Origin of the sequence: Actinophytocola sp. (genome assembly GCF_036378875.1) — a bacterium.
Taxonomy (GTDB): Bacteria; Actinomycetota; Actinomycetes; order Mycobacteriales; family Pseudonocardiaceae; genus Actinophytocola.
Genome location: NZ_DASUVO010000117.1, coordinates 19,715 through 37,953 on the forward strand (window position 1 = coordinate 19,715; position 18,239 = coordinate 37,953).

At 69.7% G+C, this 18,239-nt stretch carries 21 protein-coding genes; 7 read left to right on the forward strand and 14 right to left on the reverse strand.

Features of this window, described 5'->3' with window-relative positions:
• Window position 1: 1 nt before the first annotated feature.
• Window positions 2-316, reverse strand: coding sequence for a Dabb family protein (locus VF106_RS34320; RefSeq protein ID WP_330844090.1), 315 nt, complete (start codon window positions 314-316; stop codon window positions 2-4).
• Between the two features lie 41 nt (window positions 317-357).
• A complete protein-coding gene (locus VF106_RS34325) occupies window positions 358-828 on the reverse strand; it encodes a DoxX family membrane protein (protein WP_330844091.1) in 471 nt (156 codons plus the stop codon).
• 103 nt (window positions 829-931) lie between these two features.
• Between VF106_RS34325 and VF106_RS34330 the strand changes: the two genes are divergently transcribed.
• The 3 genes from VF106_RS34330 to VF106_RS34340 are packed head-to-tail and all read left to right on the forward strand — an operon-like array spanning window position 932 to window position 2,219.
• On the forward strand, window positions 932-1,270 hold the full coding sequence (locus VF106_RS34330) for a PadR family transcriptional regulator (protein WP_330844092.1): 339 nt from the start codon (window positions 932-934) through the stop codon (window positions 1,268-1,270).
• Window positions 1,267-1,803 (forward strand): hypothetical protein, encoded by a 537-nt coding sequence (locus VF106_RS34335; RefSeq protein ID WP_330844093.1) that lies wholly within the window; start codon window positions 1,267-1,269, stop codon window positions 1,801-1,803. The genes VF106_RS34330 and VF106_RS34335 overlap by 4 nt, the downstream gene beginning before the upstream one ends.
• Window positions 1,758-2,219 (forward strand): hypothetical protein, encoded by a 462-nt coding sequence (locus tag VF106_RS34340; protein WP_330844094.1) that lies wholly within the window; start codon window positions 1,758-1,760, stop codon window positions 2,217-2,219. Before VF106_RS34335 ends, VF106_RS34340 begins: the two co-directional genes overlap by 46 nt.
• On the opposite strand, the gene VF106_RS34345 is transcribed toward VF106_RS34340, so the two are convergent.
• The 9 genes from VF106_RS34345 to VF106_RS34385 all read right to left on the reverse strand — a co-directional run bounded on the left by VF106_RS34345 (window position 2,212) and on the right by VF106_RS34385 (window position 11,378).
• Window positions 2,212-3,165 carry a threonine ammonia-lyase gene (locus VF106_RS34345; protein WP_330844095.1) on the reverse strand — a complete coding sequence of 318 codons (954 nt, stop codon included), beginning with the start codon at window positions 3,163-3,165 and terminating at the stop codon, window positions 2,212-2,214. The two genes, VF106_RS34340 and VF106_RS34345, sit on opposite strands and share 8 nt — an antisense overlap.
• Before the next feature lie 32 nt (window positions 3,166-3,197).
• Window positions 3,198-4,733, reverse strand: coding sequence for an ABC transporter ATP-binding protein (locus tag VF106_RS34350; protein WP_330844097.1), 1,536 nt, complete (start codon window positions 4,731-4,733; stop codon window positions 3,198-3,200).
• Complete coding sequence (locus tag VF106_RS34355) at window positions 4,730-5,614, reverse strand: ABC transporter permease (RefSeq protein WP_330844098.1); 885 nt, start codon at window positions 5,612-5,614, stop codon at window positions 4,730-4,732. Before VF106_RS34355 ends, VF106_RS34350 begins: the two co-directional genes overlap by 4 nt.
• Window positions 5,611-6,558: an ABC transporter permease gene (locus tag VF106_RS34360; RefSeq protein ID WP_330844099.1), complete on the reverse strand. Its 948-nt coding sequence runs from the start codon at window positions 6,556-6,558 to the stop codon at window positions 5,611-5,613. Before VF106_RS34360 ends, VF106_RS34355 begins: the two co-directional genes overlap by 4 nt.
• A gap of 10 nt (window positions 6,559-6,568) precedes the next feature.
• Window positions 6,569-8,116, reverse strand: a complete 1,548-nt coding sequence (locus VF106_RS34365) for an ABC transporter substrate-binding protein (protein ID WP_330844100.1) — start codon at window positions 8,114-8,116, stop codon at window positions 6,569-6,571.
• A 51-nt stretch (window positions 8,117-8,167) separates the two neighbouring features.
• Window positions 8,168-8,593 carry a thioesterase family protein gene (locus tag VF106_RS34370; protein ID WP_330844101.1) on the reverse strand — a complete coding sequence of 142 codons (426 nt, stop codon included), beginning with the start codon at window positions 8,591-8,593 and terminating at the stop codon, window positions 8,168-8,170.
• Window positions 8,590-9,522 carry a 3-hydroxyacyl-CoA dehydrogenase NAD-binding domain-containing protein gene (locus VF106_RS34375; RefSeq protein WP_330844102.1) on the reverse strand — a complete coding sequence of 311 codons (933 nt, stop codon included), beginning with the start codon at window positions 9,520-9,522 and terminating at the stop codon, window positions 8,590-8,592. The genes VF106_RS34370 and VF106_RS34375 overlap by 4 nt, the downstream gene beginning before the upstream one ends.
• Window positions 9,515-10,408: a beta-keto acid cleavage family enzyme gene (locus tag VF106_RS34380; protein ID WP_330844103.1), complete on the reverse strand. Its 894-nt coding sequence runs from the start codon at window positions 10,406-10,408 to the stop codon at window positions 9,515-9,517. Before VF106_RS34380 ends, VF106_RS34375 begins: the two co-directional genes overlap by 8 nt.
• Before the next feature lie 115 nt (window positions 10,409-10,523).
• Window positions 10,524-11,378 carry a TetR/AcrR family transcriptional regulator gene (locus VF106_RS34385; protein WP_330844104.1) on the reverse strand — a complete coding sequence of 285 codons (855 nt, stop codon included), beginning with the start codon at window positions 11,376-11,378 and terminating at the stop codon, window positions 10,524-10,526.
• A 147-nt stretch (window positions 11,379-11,525) separates the two neighbouring features.
• Here VF106_RS34385 and VF106_RS34390 point away from each other — a divergent pair, with 147 nt between their 5' ends.
• Genes VF106_RS34390 through VF106_RS34405 form a run of 4 tightly spaced genes read left to right on the forward strand, consistent with a single transcriptional unit; the run spans window position 11,526 to window position 15,923 of the window.
• Complete coding sequence (locus VF106_RS34390) at window positions 11,526-12,056, forward strand: thioesterase family protein (RefSeq protein ID WP_330844105.1); 531 nt, start codon at window positions 11,526-11,528, stop codon at window positions 12,054-12,056.
• Entirely contained in the window at window positions 12,004-13,140 is a 1,137-nt protein-coding gene (locus tag VF106_RS34395) for an acyl-CoA dehydrogenase family protein (RefSeq protein WP_330844106.1), read from the forward strand. Before VF106_RS34390 ends, VF106_RS34395 begins: the two co-directional genes overlap by 53 nt.
• A 27-nt stretch (window positions 13,141-13,167) precedes the next feature.
• Window positions 13,168-15,162, forward strand: a complete 1,995-nt coding sequence (locus VF106_RS34400) for an acetate--CoA ligase family protein (protein ID WP_330844107.1) — start codon at window positions 13,168-13,170, stop codon at window positions 15,160-15,162.
• Window positions 15,159-15,923: an enoyl-CoA hydratase-related protein gene (locus tag VF106_RS34405; protein ID WP_330844108.1), complete on the forward strand. Its 765-nt coding sequence runs from the start codon at window positions 15,159-15,161 to the stop codon at window positions 15,921-15,923. The genes VF106_RS34400 and VF106_RS34405 overlap by 4 nt, the downstream gene beginning before the upstream one ends.
• 90 nt (window positions 15,924-16,013) lie before the next feature.
• Here VF106_RS34405 and VF106_RS34410 read toward each other — a convergent pair whose 3' ends face one another.
• From VF106_RS34410 to VF106_RS34420, 3 genes are all read right to left on the reverse strand, one after another.
• On the reverse strand, window positions 16,014-16,202 hold the full coding sequence (locus tag VF106_RS34410) for a hypothetical protein (protein ID WP_330844109.1): 189 nt from the start codon (window positions 16,200-16,202) through the stop codon (window positions 16,014-16,016).
• A gap of 77 nt (window positions 16,203-16,279) precedes the next feature.
• Window positions 16,280-17,065: a citryl-CoA lyase gene (locus VF106_RS34415; RefSeq protein WP_330844110.1), complete on the reverse strand. Its 786-nt coding sequence runs from the start codon at window positions 17,063-17,065 to the stop codon at window positions 16,280-16,282.
• Window positions 17,062-18,237 (reverse strand): CaiB/BaiF CoA transferase family protein, encoded by a 1,176-nt coding sequence (locus VF106_RS34420; RefSeq protein WP_330844111.1) that lies wholly within the window; start codon window positions 18,235-18,237, stop codon window positions 17,062-17,064. The genes VF106_RS34415 and VF106_RS34420 overlap by 4 nt, the downstream gene beginning before the upstream one ends.
• Between the last annotated feature and the right edge of the window lie 2 nt (window positions 18,238-18,239).

Here is an 18,239-nt window from a genome sequence, read left to right on the forward strand (position 1 = left end):
GTCAGCGCACGGTCGCCGGGTCCACCGTGGAGAAGTCGTACTCCTGGAACGCGACGACCTCCGTCTGCCACCGGGTGGCCACGAACTCCACGTGCAGAGGGTGGGCGTTGTAGGCGTCGTACGTGGCCTGGTCGGCGAACCGCATGGAGAACTGCCACGCGAGATCGCTCTTCGGGCTGACCTGCCGTCGAACGGTGAAGTCGTCCACGCCGGGGATCTCGGTGAGCGCCGAGCGCGCGGCGGTCAGGAAATCCGACTCGGCAGGCGACCCGGCCGGGTGGGCGAGACGGAAAACCACCGTGTGCTCGATCGACATGTTCGCTCCCCCTGGCCTCAGTGGACGTCACCTCATCCTATTCACACCGGCACCCGGTCACGGGCTTCGCGTGCCGCACGCTTGCCGCGCCAGGCGAGCGACGGCTTGCCGTGCGTGTCGGCGGCGGCGATCAGGAGGCCGCCGAGCAGACCGAGGTTCTTCAGGAAGTGGATCTGCTGTTCGGTCCGTTGGCCCGGGTCCTCCGTGTCCCAGAACCGGTGGACGGCCGTGGTCGGCACCAGGCTCCCCGCCAGCAGCAACGCGGCCAGCCTTGGCACCTTGCCGAAGCCGAGCGCGAGGCCGGCGCCGATCTTGACCACGGCGTCCAGCTTGACCAGCGTCTCCGGGTCGGTCGGTGCCTGCTCGGGCAGGGAGTCACGCACCCGCCCGACCGTGTTGTCCAGTACGGGCTCGGCGGCCTTGGCCGGTGGTGTGGGGTTTCGCAGCGTCGTGATGCCGCCGGACACGAACGCGGCCGCGAGCAGCGGCCGGGCGACTCGGCGCAGAATCATGATTTCTACCTCCTTCTCCTGCGTGTACCCGGGTCGAGAGATCGCAACCACGGTCGCCGGGGCCGACTTGCTTATAGTCAGATCATCGGTATATACAGATGGCATGATCGACGGCGCGCTGCGGGAACCGACCTTCCTGATCCTCACGGCGTTGGCGGCTCGTCCCCAGCACGGCTACGGGATCCTGCGCGACGTCGAGGAGATCTCCGACGGCCGCGTCCGACTGCGCGCCGGCACCCTGTACACCGCGCTGGACCGGATGGGCGCGGACGGATGGGTGGCCGTCGACCGGGAGGAAGTCGTGGACGGCAGGCTCCGTCGCTACTACCGGCTGACCGATCTGGGGGCAGCCAGACTGGAGGCCGAGGTGCGGAGACTGCGGGCACACACCCGCGCCGCGGAGCAACGGCTGCGCGCGCGACCGCAGGGAGGGACGATATGAGCACGCTGGAGCGACGGTACCGGCGGCTGTTGGCTCTCGGTCCCCGTGACCATCGCGAGCAGCACGAGGAGGAGATGCTCGGGGTGCTGATGACCGACGCCGGCGAGCGGTCCTGGCCGAGCGCGCGGGAGACGGTCGACCTGCCGTGGGCCGCGCTGCTGTTGCACCTGCGTCGGGTGTTCGCGACGGACGGCGGCATCGTCCACCGAGACGTGTTCGCGATCGTGAGCCTGCTGGGCCCCGTGGCGATCCTGGCCGGCGCCACCACCGGGCTGCACGAGCTGGCCTGGTGGATCAAGGTCGAGGGCTTCGTTGGCGGACTGTCCACCATCCCATGGTGGACGCAGTTCCCCGACGCGTCGGTGTGGTTGGTCTGGCTGGCCGTGGCCGTGCTGAGCGTGCGGCGGATGCGACGGACCGCCGCGGTCGGGGCATGGCTGGGCACGGCCGGCCTCGTCGGCCTCGCGATCTTCGCCCCGTACAGCACGTGTGGCTCGCGTGGGAGGCGGGATGGCTGCTGCTGGGCGCGCTGACCGCCGTCGCGCTGACGTGGTCGCCGGGTCCCGCCCGGGGCTGGGAACTGGTCAGCGGGCGCGGGATCGTCGTGCTCGCCGGGGCGGTCGTCGGGGCGGTCCTCTGTGGACTGTACGGCTACCGCGAGAACGTCGGTGAGTTCCTGCGGTTGACGCTGCCGATCCTCGGCGCCGTACTGGCCTGCGGGACGCAGTCGCGTTCCGGCAGGCGTGCCGCTCTGATACTCGCGTTGCCCATCATGCCCGTGGTGATGTTCGAGATAGTGCTACCCGCGACCGGCCTGTACGTCCACCTGCGGTACGCCCGGCCCGAGGCGGTGGCGGCGGTCTACCTCGGCGTACCGCTCCTGGTCCTGCTGGCAGGGGGCGGGCTGCCCCGGCGCGTCCGGCGCCGCGATGACAAGCCGGCTACCTGACCCAGCGGTGATAGGCGTCCAGATCGACGTTGCCGCCGCAGATGACGGAGACGACGTGGCGGCCGGCGAAACGGTCACGGTCCTCCAGTACGGCGGCGACACCGAGGGCGGCGGACGGCTCGACGACAAGACCCGTGTGCTCCAGGAGCATCCGCATGCCCGCGATGATCGACGACTCGCGGACGAGGACGGCGTCGTCGGCCACCGCGAGGAGGTCGTCCAGGACAGCGGGGATGGGGAACCGGCCCGCGACGCCGTCGGCGATGGTGTCGGTCGACTCGGTGGTGACGACGCGCCGCTCGTGCCAGGAGCGGGTCATTGCCGGGGCACCCGAGGGCTGCACGCAGATCACCTCGACCCCGGGTGCCAGGGTCTTCATGACGTAGCCCACGCCGGTGGCCATCGCGCCGCCTCCGAGGGCGATCAGCACGGCGTCGAACGGGGATCCCGCCAACTCGAGGCCGATCGTCGCGGCGCCCTCGCAGGTCTCGAGGTCCAGGCTGTCCTCGAGCAGCCTCACGTCACGCTGTCGCGCGAGGCTCACGGCCCGCTCGCGGGCCATCTCGAAGTCACCGTCCACCAGTTCCAGCTCCGCGCCCAGCGCGCGGATCCGATCGAGCTTGGCGACAGGTGCCCGCCGCGATGCCACGACCGTCACGTCGAGGCCGCGGCGGCCGCCTGACCAACCGAGCGCCTGACCGAGGTTGCCGGCGCTCGCGCACACCACACCAGTCCGGCCCTGCTCGGCCAGCAGGCTCGCGACAAGCTCGGTACCGCGGGCCTTGAAGCTGCGGACCGGGTTCGCCGTCTCCAGCTTGATGCTCACGTCGCAGCCGAGCTGGCGCCCCAGCGCGTCGCACCGGTACAGCGGGGTGTTCAGGAACACGGGGTCGATCACGCGGCGGGCGGCGTGGATCCGGTCAAGGTCAAGTCGCGTCTCGATCACGCCTTGACCGTATCCACCGCCAGCCGGGCGTCCTACAGCTTGGGAGTGTTGGCGAGAAGCTCCCTCGTGTAGCGGTGTGACGGGCGGGAGAGGACGTCGTCGACCGGGCCGCATTCGGCGATCCCGCCGTCGAGCAGTACGGCGATGCGGTCGGCGATCTCGCGGGCGAGTGCGATGTTGTGGGTGACGAACACGATCGCCATCCCCAGGTCCCGGCGAAGGTCGTTGAGCACGTCCAGAACGGTGGCCTGCACGGAGACGTCCAGGGCCGACGTGACCTCGTCGCACACCAGCACCCGGGGAGTGGTCACCAGCGCTCTCGCGATCGCCGCGCGTTGGCGTTCGCCGCCGCTCAGTTGTTCTGGCAGGCGGTCCGCCAGCGCGCTGCCCAGCCGGACGCGGTCGAGCATCTCCGCCACCCGCTCCCGCCGTCGCGCTTTGTCCATCGTGGTCAGTCGGGTCAGTGGCAGCTCCACCGACTGGGCGATCGTCTTCCGTGGGTTCAGCGACGAGAACGGGCTCTGGAACACGTACTGCACGTCCCGCAGCTGCGCGGCCGTGCGCTGGCGGGTCGACGGTGGCAGCGGCACGCCGTCCAGTTCCACGGAACCGGTGTAGTGCGCCGCCAGACCCGAAAGGCACTGGGACAGCGTGGTCTTCCCCGAGCCCGACTCACCGAGCAACATCAGGCACTCGCCCGTCGCGACGGTCAGGGCCACGTCGCGCAGCACCGTCACGTCGCCGTAGGACACCGAGATGTCCTTCGCCGCCAGGACCGGGGCGCCCGCCTGCCCGGCCGGCGCCACGCCGTCCAGGCTGGGCACGGCGTCGAGCAGTTCGCGGGTGTAGGCGTGGGTCGGGTGCCCGAGCACCTCCCGCGTGGTCCCCGTCTCGACGACCCGCCCTTCGCGCATCACGGCCACCCGGTCGGCGATCTGCGCCACCACCGCCAGATCGTGCGTGATGTACAGGGCGGCCACCCGATGTTCCGCCGTGAGCGTGCCGATGGTCCTCAGCACCAGCGCCTGCGTCGTCACGTCCAGGCCCGTCGTCGGCTCGTCGAGCACGACGACGCTCGGACGGCAGGCGAACGCCATCGCGATGCCCACGCGCTGCTGCTGCCCGCCGGAAAGCTGGTGCGGGTACCGCCGCTGGTAGGCCTCGTCGCTGGGCAGGCCGACCTCCTCCAGCACCTCGGTGACGCGACCGTCGTCCGCCATGCCGTGGGCCTCCAGCACCTCCGCGATCTGGCGCCCGATCCGCAGGCTCGGGTTGAGCGACAGGGCGGGATCCTGCGGAATATAGGCGACGGTCCGGCCACGCAGGGCCCGGCGCTCGGGCTCGGCGAGCGCCAGGATGTCGGTGTCGCCGACGGTCACGGCGCCGCCCACCGGCACGAGCCCCCGGCGGAAGTGGCCCAGTGCCGCGAGCCCGGCCGTCGTCTTGCCGGACCCCGACTCCCCTACCAGTGCCAGGATCTCGCCAGGGGCGATCGCGTACGACACCCCGTGCAGCACCGGCGATCCGTCCGAGGTGGACACCCGGAGATCGGTGACTTCGAGGCTCATCGTGCCTCCTTGCGTGCGGCCGCCGAAGCGAGCGAGTCGGTGATCAGGTTCGTGCCAACGGTCAGCACGGCGATCGCGAGCACCGGCAGCAGCACACCCCACGGCTGCACGATCAGCGCGATCCGGTTCTCGTTGATCATCAGGCCCCAGTCGGCGCTCGGCGGCTGGATGCCAAGGCCAAGGAACGACAACGAGGCGACGTAGCCGATCGAGTACGTGAGCCGCAGTCCAAGCTCGACCATCAGCGGCCCGGTGATGTTCGGCAGCACCTCGCCGACGAGGATCCGCCATCGGGGCACGGCGTACATCTCGGCGGCGCGAATGTACTCGTTGGACACGACCGCGACCGTCGCCTGCCGTGCGACGCGGGCGATCCTCGGCGCGTGCGTGACGCCGATGACGGTGACCAGCAGCCAGCCCTGCGGGCCGATCATCGCGATCGCCAGCAACGCGAACACCAGCTGCGGTAACGACAGCAGCACGTCGTTGCCACGCATCACGACACTGTCCAGCCGGCCGCCGCTGTAGCCGGCGAACATGCCGATCGCCGCGCCGAGCACGATCCCGATCGCGGTCGCCAGCACCGCGTAGAGCAGCAGCGTCGACCCACCAGCCAGGAACCGGGTGAACACGTCACGGCCGATGCCGTCGGTGCCGGCGATCCCGTCGTGCTGGAACGGCTTTCCCGCGAAGTCGGTCGTCCCGTAGCCGGTGATGACCGGGCCCAGCCACGGACCGAGGACCGCGACGAGCACCACCACGGCCGTCAGCGCCGTGCCGATCTTCGCCGTCGGCAGTGCCCAGGCACGGCGGAACAGACCGGGCTGGCGGATTGGAACATCCGGTGTGTCAACGATTTCGACTGCCTCGACCGCGGTCATCGCGCCGCCACCTTAGGGTTGGTGAGGATGCCGACGATGTCGGCGAGCAGGTTCACCACGATGTACACCGCGGCGATCAGCAGGGTGACGGCCTGCACCACCTCGACGTCGCGCTTGTTCACCGCGTCGATGAGTGCCTGGCCGATGCCGGGATAGCGGAACAGGAACTCCACCACCACGACACCGCCGGCGAGCCAGGCGAGCTGGAGCGCGATCACCTGGGCGACCGGTCCGATCGCGTGGGGGAAGGCGTGCCGGACGATCACCGTCCGTTCTGGCAGTCCCTTCAGCCGGGCCATTTCCACGTAGCCGCTGTCGAGCACCTCGCTCATGGTGGCGCGCATCATCCTCGTGATGTACGGCGTCACCACGAGCACCAGCGTGAGCACCGGCAGGACCAGCTGGCCGGGTTCGCTCCACACCGGAGCGCCGGGGCGGGTCAGGGTGACCGACGGGAAGATCCGGAACACGGTGGTGGACAGCAGGATGATCAGCCCGACGCCGATGACGAACTCGGGCAGCGCCGCGATCACCAGGCTGATCCCGGACACGGTGTGGTCGACCGGGCGGCCGCGCCGCATGGCGGTCCACGTGCCGAGCACGAGCCCGACCGCGGTACTGATCACCGCCGCGGCGATCAGGAGCACGAGTGAGGCGACGATCCGGTCGCCGAGCAGGGAGTTCACCGAGCCCTGCGTCGACGTCGAGAAGCCGAGGTCGCCGGTGAGCACGCCGCCGAGCCAGTCGAGGTAACGCTCCCAGACGGGGGCGTCGAGCTGGAGTTGTTGCTGGAGCGCGGCAATACGCTCCGGGGTGGCCTGCTGGCCGAGGATGGCGCGGGCGGGATCGCCAGGCAGCAGCAGGGTGACGACGAACACGAGCAGCGAGACGAGCCACAGCACGGCCAGGCTCACCACGAGCCGCCGAACTATCAAACGAGACATGACGGACCTCCTAACCGAGCCAGGCCTTGCGGAACTGGTAACCGGACAGCGGGAGCCCGGTGCGGCTGGGCGCGAGGCCCGCGACGTAGACCTGGTGGGCGTCCACCTGGTTGGCGAAGCCCCAGATGATGTAGCCGCCGCGTTCGTACTCGATGCGCTGCGCCTTCTTCAGCAACTCGGACCGCACTCCGGCGTCCATTGTGGAGCTGGCGCGGCCGACGAGGTCCAGGAACTCCGGATCGTTGAAGTGTGTCTCGTTGTACGGCGAGTCGGGCAGCGCGCACTGGGCGACCTGCGGCAGATAGTTGCGCGTGTACCAGAAGTCCTGCGCGAAGTCCCAGGACAGGTAGTCGTCGCCGTAGAAGGTGGTCGTGTCGACCTTCTTGAGCTCGACCGTCACCCCGGCCGCCTTGGCCTGTTGCTGGAAGACCTGCGCGGCCTCCACCGCGCCGGCCTGGACCGGGGCGGTGACCAGCTCGACGGTCAGGTCCGCCTTGCCGGCCTCGGCGAGCAGCCTGCGCGCCTTCGCGATGTCCTGCTTGCGTTGCGGCAGCTCGGAAGCGTAGTCCGGGTCGAACGGCGCGTAGAGGTCGTTGCCAAGCCTGCCCTGGCCCGACAGCACCTGGTTGATCATCTGTTCCCGGTCCACGATGAGCCGCATCGCCTCGCGCACGCGGACGTCGTCGAACGGCGGCCGGTCCACGCGCATCGTGAACGGCAGCCAGGTGCCGGTCTCCGAGGTGAGGATGCGCATCCGCGGATCGCTGCCCAGGACGTCGATGAGCGCCAAAGGAACCTGGTCGACGGCGTCCACCTGGGACGAGAGCAGCGCGTTGATGCGTGCGTCGTCGGCGGCGAAGTCGATCAGGACGAGCTTGTCGAGGTAGGGCTCGCCGGGCCGCCAGTAGTGTTCGTTGCGGACGAACTCGCTCTGCAGCCCCGGCGTGAACGTGCTCGCGCGGAACGGGCCGGTACCGATCGGCTTCTTGATGTCGAAGTCGGCCGGCACGATGCCCAGCGGGTACTGTCCGAGGTAGTCGTCGAAGGTGGCCGAGGGCTCGGAGAGCCGGAACTCGACGGCGTTCTCCCCGACCGGCACGACCTCGGCGAGCATACCGAGGCTGGCGGCGCCGGTCTTGGGGTCCTTCGGGTCGGTGATGCGACGGAACGAGGCGACCACGTCGGCGGGCGTGACCGGCCGGCCGTCGTGGAACCTGATGCCGTCGCGGAGCACCGCGGTCCAGGTCTTCGCGTCCGGCGACGCGGTGACGGACTTGGCCACCAGCATCTCGAGCTGGTAGTCGTGATCACGGAAGAGCAGTGGCTCGTAGAGGTTGAGTGTTCTGGCGATGTCCGGACTGGACACGGGGCTGTGTGGATCGAGCGTGTCCGAGGAACCGCCGCCGGTGATCCCGACGCGCAGGGTGCCGCCGCGCCGTGGCGCGCCGGTCGGGGCCGCGGTGGCCGCCGTGGTGCCGCAGGAGGTGAGTAAGGGAGTGGCGGCGAGCAGCGCCGCGGTACCGGCGAGAAAACCTCGCCGGTTGAGGGAATGTTTCATGGCCGCATCCAAGGAGCGTTGGCGGGCTTGCGGTGGGGGCGTGGAACGGATTCAGCGGATCGAGCGGCCGGCGTAGTCCGGCGCCGGGGCGATCAGCTTTCTCAGGCGTCCGGCGATCTGTTCGGGAAACGGCGTCGCACGGCCGTCGCCGACATGCAGGGCCAGGAGTTCCTCGGTGGCGACCAGGGTGTCGCCAACCGTCATCTCGTGGCAGAGCCGAACCTTCTTCTCCCCCACGGAAAGAACCGTGGTGGTGACGAGGAGTTCGGCGTCGGGGCCGACTTCGCGCAGATAACGCACGTGTGCCTCGACCGTGTAGAGCGAGTTCCCGGTTTCGGACCGGTACCTCTCGTCGATTCCGGTCACGTCCATCAGGTTGGTCGTGGCGAAACCGAAGACCATCACGTAGAACGGCTCGCTGAGGTGGCCGTTGTAGTCGATCCATTCCGGACGGACCTTGTCCCGGAGCTGGATCATCGTCGTAGCGCGCGCTGGATGGCGATGATCGCCGCGTCCCGCTCCGCGATCAGCTCGGCGATCCCGCGACCGCCGGCCTCGGCGTCGCAGCCCTCGACCATCCGGTTCCGCAGCTCTGGCGTCAGTTCGGGCGCTTCGAGGCGCGTCCACGGCTCCTTCAGCGACGGTCCGAAGTGGTCGAGCATGTGTGCCATGCCGCCCTCGCCACCCGCGAGGTGGAAGGTGAGGCACGGGCCGTGCACGGGCCAGCGCAGGCCGGGGCCCTCGGTGATCGCGGTGTCGATCTGCTCGACGGTCGCCTCCCCGTTGGCGACCATGTGCAGCGCCTCCCGCCACAGCGCTTCCTGGAGCCGGTTGGCGATGAACCCCGGCAGCTCACGGTCCATGGTGATCACGGACTTGCCGACGTGCCGGTAGAAGGCCGCCGCCGTCTCGACCGCCCACGGTTCGGTCAGCTCTCCGCCGACCACCTCGACCAGCGGAATCAGGTACGGCGGGTTGAACGGGTGCCCGACGACCAGCCGCTTCGGGTTGGCCGCGACGGTCTGCATCTCGGTCATGGAGAAACCCGAGGTCGACGAGGCGATGACCACATCGGACGGTGTGACGGCGTCGATGTCGGCGAGCAGCTGCCGCTTCAGGTCGAGCTTCTCCGGCGCGCTCTCCTGCACGAACCCGGCGCCGCCGACGGCCTCGGCGAGCGTGCCGGTGACGGTGAGGTTGGCGGGATCGGCGCCGTCGGCGAGGCCAAGTTCGGTGAGCGCGGGCCAGGCGGCGTCAACCAGCCGGGAGAGTTTGCCGGCCGCGTCCGGCGCGGGATCCCAGGCACGCACCCGGTAACCGCGCGCCAGGAAGTGCGCGACCCAGCCGCCGCCGATCACGCCGGCGCCGACGCACGCCACGGTGTCCACTTCGGTCGGCTCAGGCATGCGCGGGCACCTTGAGCTTGAGCTGGCGACGGGCCTCGTCCGGTGTGGCGACACGCGCGCCGAGATCCTCGATGATGCTCACCGCACGCTCGACGAGCTGGCCGTTGGTGGCCTTGACCCCCTTGGCCAGGTACAGGTTGTCCTCCAGCCCCACCCGCACGTGCCCGCCGAGCAACACCGACTGGGCCACCCACGGCAGCTGGTCGCGGCCGATCGCGAAGGACGCCCAGATCGCGTCTTCCGGCAGCATGTTCACCATCGCCTGGAGCAGCCCGGGGTTGGCCGGCGCCCCATAGGGAATTCCCATACACAGCTGGAAGAGCGGCGGTGGATCGATCAGGCCTTCCTCGATCAGCTTGGTGGCGAACCACAGGTGGCCGGTGTCGAAGATCTCCATCTCCGGCTTCACGCCCAACTCCTGGATCCGCGTGGCGCCGGCACGCAACATGTCCGGTGTGGAGACATACAGCTGGTTGCCCTCGCCGAAGTTGAGCGAGCCACAGTCCAGGGTGCAGATGTCGGGCAACAGTTCCTCGACGTGCGGCAGCCGGTCGAGGCCGTTCACCAGGTCCGTGCCGTCCACTGGCTTGAGCGGGTCCTCGGCGTCGAGCACCAGGTCGCCGCCCATGCCGGCGGTCAGGTTGATGATCACGTCGACGCCGCTGTCCTTGACCCTGCGCACGACCTCCCGGTACAGGCCGACCTCCCGCGAGCCCTGGCCGGTCTCCACGTCCCGCACGTGGATGTGCACGACGGCCGCACCCGCGTTCGCGGCCTCGACGGCGGAGGCGGCGATCTGCTCCGGCGTGACCGGGACATGCTCGCTCTTGCCGACGGTGTCGCCGGCTCCGGTCAGGGCACACGTGATGATCACTTCGCGGTTCATGTCGCCTCCTCGCCCGCTGCGTGGCGTCGGAACGCTCCGCAAGCTCCGCTACACCGACGCCCTCCGCGGGCTCCGAGCCGGCTTGAATATCGATGATTCGCTCCGCAAGCTCCGCTCACTGTGTTCCTTCCAGGATGTTTCGCTGGATGAAGTCGCGTAGGTGCCGGCGCATGGCGGCGACCGAGCTACCTGGCTTGCCGGTGAGGACCTGGATGCCCAGGCCGTCGATCAGGGCGGTGAGCTGAACCGTGGCGTGGTCCGGGTCCTGCTCGCGGAACACGCCCTGTTCCTGTCCACTTCGGATGGTCATGGCGATGGTGCGGTACCAGCGGTCGTAGGAGTCCCAGTACAGCGCACGGAACTTCGGGTTCAGCGCGCTCTCGTTCCACACCTGCAGCCACACCGACCACTCCCGACGGAGCAGGCCGTCCGAGGGCAGCTGCAGCTCAACGAGCCGGACGAGTCGCTTGTGCGCGTCAGCGATGGCGTGCAGCTCGGCCACCTGACGGTCGAAGGCGAGCTTCACGTTGCGCCGCAAGGCTTCGTTGAGGACGTCGTCCTTGGTCGGGAAGTAGTAGTGGATGGTCGCCGTGCTCGTGCCGCACGCCTTGGCGATGTCGGCGATCCGGACCCGGTGGTAGCCGCGTTCGGCGATCAGGTCCCACGCGGTCTCGAGGATCTTCCTGCGTGGTTCGGTCTGGCACTCGGCGTCGGGTGCGCTGGCCGAGCGGGTGGTCGGCGACGGCACGGCGGTGACCGTGACGGCGTCGTCGCTGCCGTTGAGCAGCCAGTTGACCGTGACCCCCGAGTGCTCGGCGATGCGGACCAGCTCGGCGGGGGTGAACCGGCGGGTGCCCGACAGTGACTTGGACAGCTTCGTCTCGTCGAGCCCGATCACGGCCGCGAACTCACGCTGGGCCCCCGGGGCCGCGTCGATCAGGCCACGGACTCGCTTCCGTAACTCGTCCATGCCGGATGACGGTAAACCTCTCGTTGCGATTATCGCAATGGTCAGCTTTGTTGCGGTCCGGTAAAGCCCCCTGGGCAGCGGTCTTGCGCTCGTCCCTACTGGCCAGTCAGTTGACTGGCCGGTCGGCACGGAGTTACCTTCCTGTTGGTGAGCCACGAGATTCCGGCACCACTCCGCTTGCATCGGGCCCAGGTCCCGCCGGCCTGGGTCGACTACAACGGCCACATGAGCGAGTCCTGCTACCTGCTGGCCGTCGGGGACAACTCGGACGCGTTCTTCCGGTACATCGGCATCGACGACGACTACCGGGCGGGCGGCCACTCGCTGTACACAGTGGAGACCCACCTGCGGCACCTCGGGGAGGCCGCGCTTGGCGACCAGCTCCACCTGACGCTGCAACTACTCGACTGCGACCACAAGCGCGTGCATCTGTTCCACTCGCTCCACCGGGGCGATGACCTGCTGGCCACGGCCGAGCAGATGCTGCTGCACGTCGACATGAGAGCGGCTCGCACGACGCCGCTCCCGAAGGCAATGCAAGAGAAACTGGCCGCGATCAGGGCCGCGCACGCCAGCCTCGGCGCCCCCGAGGGCGTGGGTGCCTCGATCGGGATTGGACGCGCCGATGTTGTTCGAGCCGACCGACGAACAGCGGATGATCGTCGACACCGTCCGTGAGTTCGTCCGCAACGAGCTCTGTCCACACGAGAACGAGGTCGAGCGGCTGGACGAGGTGTCCGCCGAGCTGGCCACGCAGATCCGGCAGAAAGCGCTGGCGTCCGGTTTGTACGCCGCCAACATGCCGGCGGAACTGGGCGGCGGCGGGCTAGACGCGGTGTCGATGACCCTCGTCGAACGCGAGCTGGGGTACACCGGCTACGCGTTGCAGTCGCTGGTCGCCCGCCCGAGCAACATTCTCCTCGCCTGCGAAGGAAAGCAGCGCGACGCCTACCTCATACCGACGGTGCGCGGCGAGCGCGTCGACTGCCTCGCGATGACCGAGCCGGGCGCCGGGTCGGACGTGCGGTCGATGCGGACCCGCGCGGTGCGTGACGGTGACGACTACGTGCTCAACGGCGACAAGCACTTCATCAGCCACGCAGACGTCGCCGACTACGTGATCCTCTTCGCCGCCACGGAACCCCGCGTCATCACGGCGTTCCTGGTGGACCTGGACACGCCGGGACTGACCGTGCGGCCCGGCCCGGCCTGCGTGTCGCACCGCGGGTACCACACGAGCGAGCTGTTCTTCTCCGACTGCCGGATCCCGGCATGGCAACGGCTGGGCGAGGAGGGCGCGGGCTTCGACCTGATGGGGACCTGGCTCGGCGCGACCCGGCTGAGCGTCGCGGCGAACTGCGTCGGCCGCGGTCGGCGGGTGCTCGATCTGGCCCTGGAGTGGGCGGCGCAGCGCCAGCAGTTCGGCCAGCCGATCGGCCGTTTCCAGGGCGTGTCCTTCCCACTGGCGGATCTCGCGACCGAGCTGGACGCGGCGGAGCTGCTGACGTTCCGCGCGGCCGCGGCCCTCGACCGGGGCACCATGACCGACCAGCAGGTGGCCATGGCGAAGCTGTACGCGTCGGAGACGCTCGGCCGCCTCACCGACCAGGCGGTGCAGGTGTTCGGCGGCATGGGGCTGATGTCGGAACTACCCGTCGAACGATTCTGGCGGGACGCGCGGCTGGAACGGATCTGGGACGGCACCAGCGAGATCCAACGCCACATCATCGCGCGGTCGCTGCTGCGGCCACTCGGTGCGTGAGCGGAGCTTGCGGAGCGAACCATGGACATGAGACGGCTTCTCACGCCCCGGCACGTGGCGGTGGTCGGCGGCGCGGCGGCGGGCGCGGTGATCCGGCAGTGCCGGCGGATCGGGTTCACCGGGCAGCTCTGGCCGGTCAACCCGGGACGGTCGTCGGTCGAGGACCTGCCGTGTTTTCCGGACGTGGCCGCGCTTCCGGAGGCGCCCGACGCTGCTTTCGTCGGGGTGCCCGCATCGTCCACGGTGGACGTCGTGCGTTCGCTCGCCGACCGGGGCGCGGGTGGGATCGTGTGTCACGCGTCGGGTTTCGCGGAGGCCGGCGCGGTGGCGCTGCAACGCGAGCTGGTCGAGGCCGCCGGCGGGCTGCCGCTGATCGGGCCGAACTGCATCGGTCTGCTCAACCTCCTCGACGGGGTCGCGCTGTGGCCGGACGAGCACGGCGGCGACCGGGTCGCTTCTGGTGTGGCGATTCTCAGCCAGAGCGGCAACATCGGGCAGAACCTGACCATGCAGCGACGCTCACTGCCGGTCGCGTACCTGGTCACGATCGGCAACGCCGCCCGCACCGGGATAGCGGAGCTGATCGACGCGATGGTGGACGACGGCCGGGTCACCGCCATCGGGCTCTACCTCGAGGGGATCGACGACCCGGCCGCGCTGGCCGCGTCCGCGACGCGGGCCCTGCGGCACGGCGTTCCGGTCGTGGCGCTGAAGTCCGGCAGATCGGCACAGGGAGCCAGGGCGAACCTCAGCCACACCAGCTCACTGTCCACGCCGGACGTCCTGTGCGACGCGTTGTTCGCCCGGTCCGGTATCGCACGGGCGGCGAACCTGGCGTCCTTTGTGGAGATACTCAAGTTCCTGCACGTGCACGGCCCGCTCACCGGTTCCTCGATCGCCTCCGCCAGCTGCTCCGGCGGCGAGGCCGCGCTCGTGGCCGACGAGGCGGCGCAACGTGGCGTGACGTTGCCGGAGTTCCCGGTCGAGGTGCGGGCCCGGCTGGGCGAGGTGCTCGGGCGACGGGTGAGCGTGGCGAACCCCCTCGACTACCAGACGTATGTCTGGGGCGATCACGCCGGGCAGACCGCCTGCTTCACCGCGCTGCTGTCCGCCGGGGCGGACAACCACCTGCTGGTGCTGGACTTTCCCCGTGGCGACCGGTGCGACCCGGCGCACTGGCGGTCCACCGTGGACGCGTTCGTCGCGGCGCGCCGGGCCACGGGCGCGCCGGCCAGTGTGGTCAGCACGCTGCCGGAAGGACTGCCGGACGAGGTAGGTTGGTGGTTGCTGGCCGAGGGGATCGCCCCGATGCAGGGCCTTCCCGAATGCCTCGACGCGATCGACGCGGCGGCCCTGATCGGCCAGGCGAGGGAGTTCCGTCCACTGTTGACAGTTCCGGTTGGCGAACCGAGGCTCCTCGACGAGTGGGAGAGCAAACGGGAGCTGGCCGCGTTCGGTGTGCCGGTGCCAGAAGGCCGGGTCGTGGCGCCGGACGACGCCGCCGACGCGGCCGCCGAGATCGGGTATCCGGTCGTGCTGAAGGCGGTCGCCGCGCAGCTCGTCCACAAGACGGAGGCCGGGGCAGTACGCCTGGACCTGCGGGACGCCGAGGACGTCCGGCGAGCGGCGAAGGACCTCGGCGTGCTTTCCCCGCGCGTGCTCGTGGAACGCATGGCCACGGGTGCACTGGCCGAGTTGATCGTCGGGGTGCGTGCCGAGCCGGGGTTCGGCATGGCACTGACGATGGGCAGCGGCGGTGTGCTGGTGGAACTGGTCCGGGACACGGCGACCCTGCTGCTGCCGGTCGACCGTGAGCAGGTGCGGTCGGCGTTGCTGGGCCTGAGGGTGGCTCGACTGCTCACAGGTTTCCGCGGCGCACCACCGGCCGATCTCGACGCGATCGTCGACGCGGTGCTGGCGATCGCGCGCTACGCGACCGAGCGGGAGGTCCGCGAACTGGACGTCAACCCGCTCCTGGTTTTCCCCGACGGTGTGCTGGCGGTGGACGCGGTGATCTCGTGAGCGTGCGCACCGAAGTGGACGGTCAGATACTCCTGATCACCCTGGACCGCCCCAAAGCCAACGCGATCGACGTGGCCACCAGCAAGGAACTGTTCGCCGCCTTCGACCGGCTCGCCACGGACGAGGCCCTGCGTGTCGGCGTGGTGACCGGGGCGGGCGAGCGGTTCTTCTCGGCGGGCTGGGACCTCAAGGCCGGCGAGCCGGTGGACGCCGACCACGGCCCGGGCGGCTTCGCGGGCCTGACGGAGTTGTTCACACTGGACAAACCCGTGATCGCGGCAGTGAACGGCCTGGCCCTGGGCGGCGGCTTCGAACTGGCACTCGCCGCCGACCTGATCGTCGCCGCCGACCACGCCGAGTTCGCACTGCCGGAACCGACCCTGGGCATCATCCCGGACTCCGGCGGCGTCCTGCGCCTGCCACGCCGCCTCCCCACGGCGGTGGCCAACGAACTCCTGTTCACCGGCCGCCGCCTGCCCGCCACCGAAGCCGCCGGCTGGGGTCTGGTCAACCGCGTGGTGCCCGGCACGAACCTCCTCGCCGCAGCGCACGACCTCGCCGCCCAGATCCTCCGCTCGGCACCACTGGCGATCGCCGCCATCAAAGAGATCCAGCGTGCGACGGAAACACAGGGCGTCGAGGAAGCATTCCGAACAATGCGCGCCCTCCCCCGCTACCAGACAATGCTCACCAGCGCCGACGCGGTGGAGGGACCGAGGGCCTTCACCGAGAACCGCCCACCACGCTGGACGAACTCATGATCAGGCCGCCGAGCCCCCCGAGTGCTGTGCCCTCGCCGTTCGCGCGGTGAAAGACGCGTTCACCACCCAACCGGTGTGGTGAGAGGGCTTTCACAGCGCTGAACCCAGATCCGCCGATGGTCTTGACGGCTCGGGGTGCGGCCCGGTGGACTCGCTGCGCGGTTTCGGGGCGCGAAGCGCCCGAAACCGCCTGACGTCACTGGTGGTGGCGACTTCGCCGGCGGCCATGCGAGGAACGGCGTCCTTCATCACCGCCAGCGTGAGGAAGGCGTCCTTCACCACACCCTCACGTGGCGACTTGCCAGCACCCGAATGGTTTGCCGCGATCGCCTACGGTTCGTTTACGGTCCGAATACTCAGCCGGTCGGTGGCTCTGCTCGGTAGGCCGGCAGGACGGTGCGCGGGATCGGGCCCTTGTTCCGCATGCCGCTCGTGCTCTCCTCCCACGCGTGCGCGAGGATGCCAACGCTGCGGCTCAGCACGAACAGGCCGCGGGCCAGCTCGGGTGCGAACCCCAGCTCCGCGTAGATGACCGCGGTGGCGCCGTCGATGTTCATCGGCACGGGCTTGGTGCGGCCGCGGTTGAGGAAGGTCTCGATCGCCCGGGCGGCCTGGAGATGACGGCCGGCCACCACCCCGTCCGCCACGGCCCGGTCGACCAGTCCGAGGAGCGGGTCGCGGCGTGGGTCGACGGGGTGGAAACGGTGGCCGAAGCCGGGCACGTACCGGTTCGTCGTCCGGTAGCGGGTGATGACCTCCTCGACCGCATCGTCCAGATCGGACTGGTGAGCGACGATGTCGTTGAGGATCTCCACGCACTGCTGACCCGCGCCGCCGTGGTGGTCGCCGAGGGCGTTCACACCGGAGGCCATGGCGTTGTTGAGGCCGACCCCGCACGTGGCCGTCATCCTGGCGATGGCGATGGACGGCGCCTGCGGGCCGTGGTCCACCGACGACACCAGGGCGGCCTCCAGCAGCGCGGCCTCCTTCGGAGAAGGAAGTGTGCCGCGGACCATGAGCCAGATCGTCGAGACGAAACTCGTCGAGCCGATGAGGTCCTGTACCGGCACACCGCGCAGTTCGACGACGCCGGGTTCCATCCGGCAGATGCTGGTGGCCCACCAGTCGGCCGCGGTTGTCATTCTTCGGCCACCGTCACGGGGTGGGCCCAGCGGGCCTCGACGTTGTGCTCGCCGAGCCGGGGCGGCGCGCCGGTCGGGCGCAGCGGTTCGCCGTTGACCAGCACGCCGTTGCCGCTCGCACGCACGACCCGTTCGGCGTCGCCCGGGAACGGCACGTCGGTGAAGAAACCCCGGTGTGCCAACTGTTCGGACTCCACCGCCTGCGGCACGGACAGGATGCGGGCGGCCGGCACACCGATCGGTGGCAGCAGCCGCTCCCAGTCGGCGGCGGGGCGTTTCCGCAGTTCCCGGTTCAGCTCGTCGTTCAGCGCGTCCCGGTTGCGTTTGCGTGCCTCGCGGTCGGCGAAGCGCGGGTCGGTCACGAGGTCGTCGCGGTCCAGCAGCCGGCACAGCTTCTCGAACTGGGTCTGCCGGTTGGCGGCGATGTTGAGCAGACCGTCCGCGGTGTCGAAGGTGCCGGACGGGGCGGCGGTCACGTTCTGCTGCCCCATCGGCGCAGGCCGGACGCCGGAGATGAGGTAATGCGTGACCGGCCAGCCCATCGCCGACATGGACGCCTCGAGCATCGACAGGTCGAGGAAGCAGCCCTCGCCCGTGCGCTCGCGGCCCACCAGCGCCGCCGAGATCGACAACGCGGCCATCAGCCCGCCGACGGTGTCGCACACGGGGAAACCGACCCGCAGCGGCGCGGTCTCCTCGGTGCCGGTGATGCTCATCATCCCGGACAGGCCCTGGATGATCTGGTCGTAGGCGGGCGCCTGGCTCATGGGGCCGGTCTGCCCGAAGCCCGAGATCGCGCAGTACACGAGCCCCGGATTCAACCCCCGCAGGCGCTCCCAGTCGAACCCGAGCCGCGCCAGGACACCGGCCCGGAAGTTCTCCAGCAGCACGTCAGCGCCGCGGACGAGGTCCTCGAGCGTCGCGCTCCCCTCGGGGGTCTTCAGGTCCAGCTCGATCGACTTCTTGCCGGCGTTCTGCGCCAGGAAGGACGCGCCAAGGCCTGCTGCGTTCAGCTCCGGGTCCGGCCCGAGGTGGCGGGCGAGGTCACCCGAGCCGGGGACCTCGATCTTCACGACCTCCGCGCCGAACAGCATCAGCTGGTAGCTGCAGTAGGGACCGGCCAACACGTTGGTCAGGTCGAGCACACGAATGCCATGCAACGGTTTGGTCATTG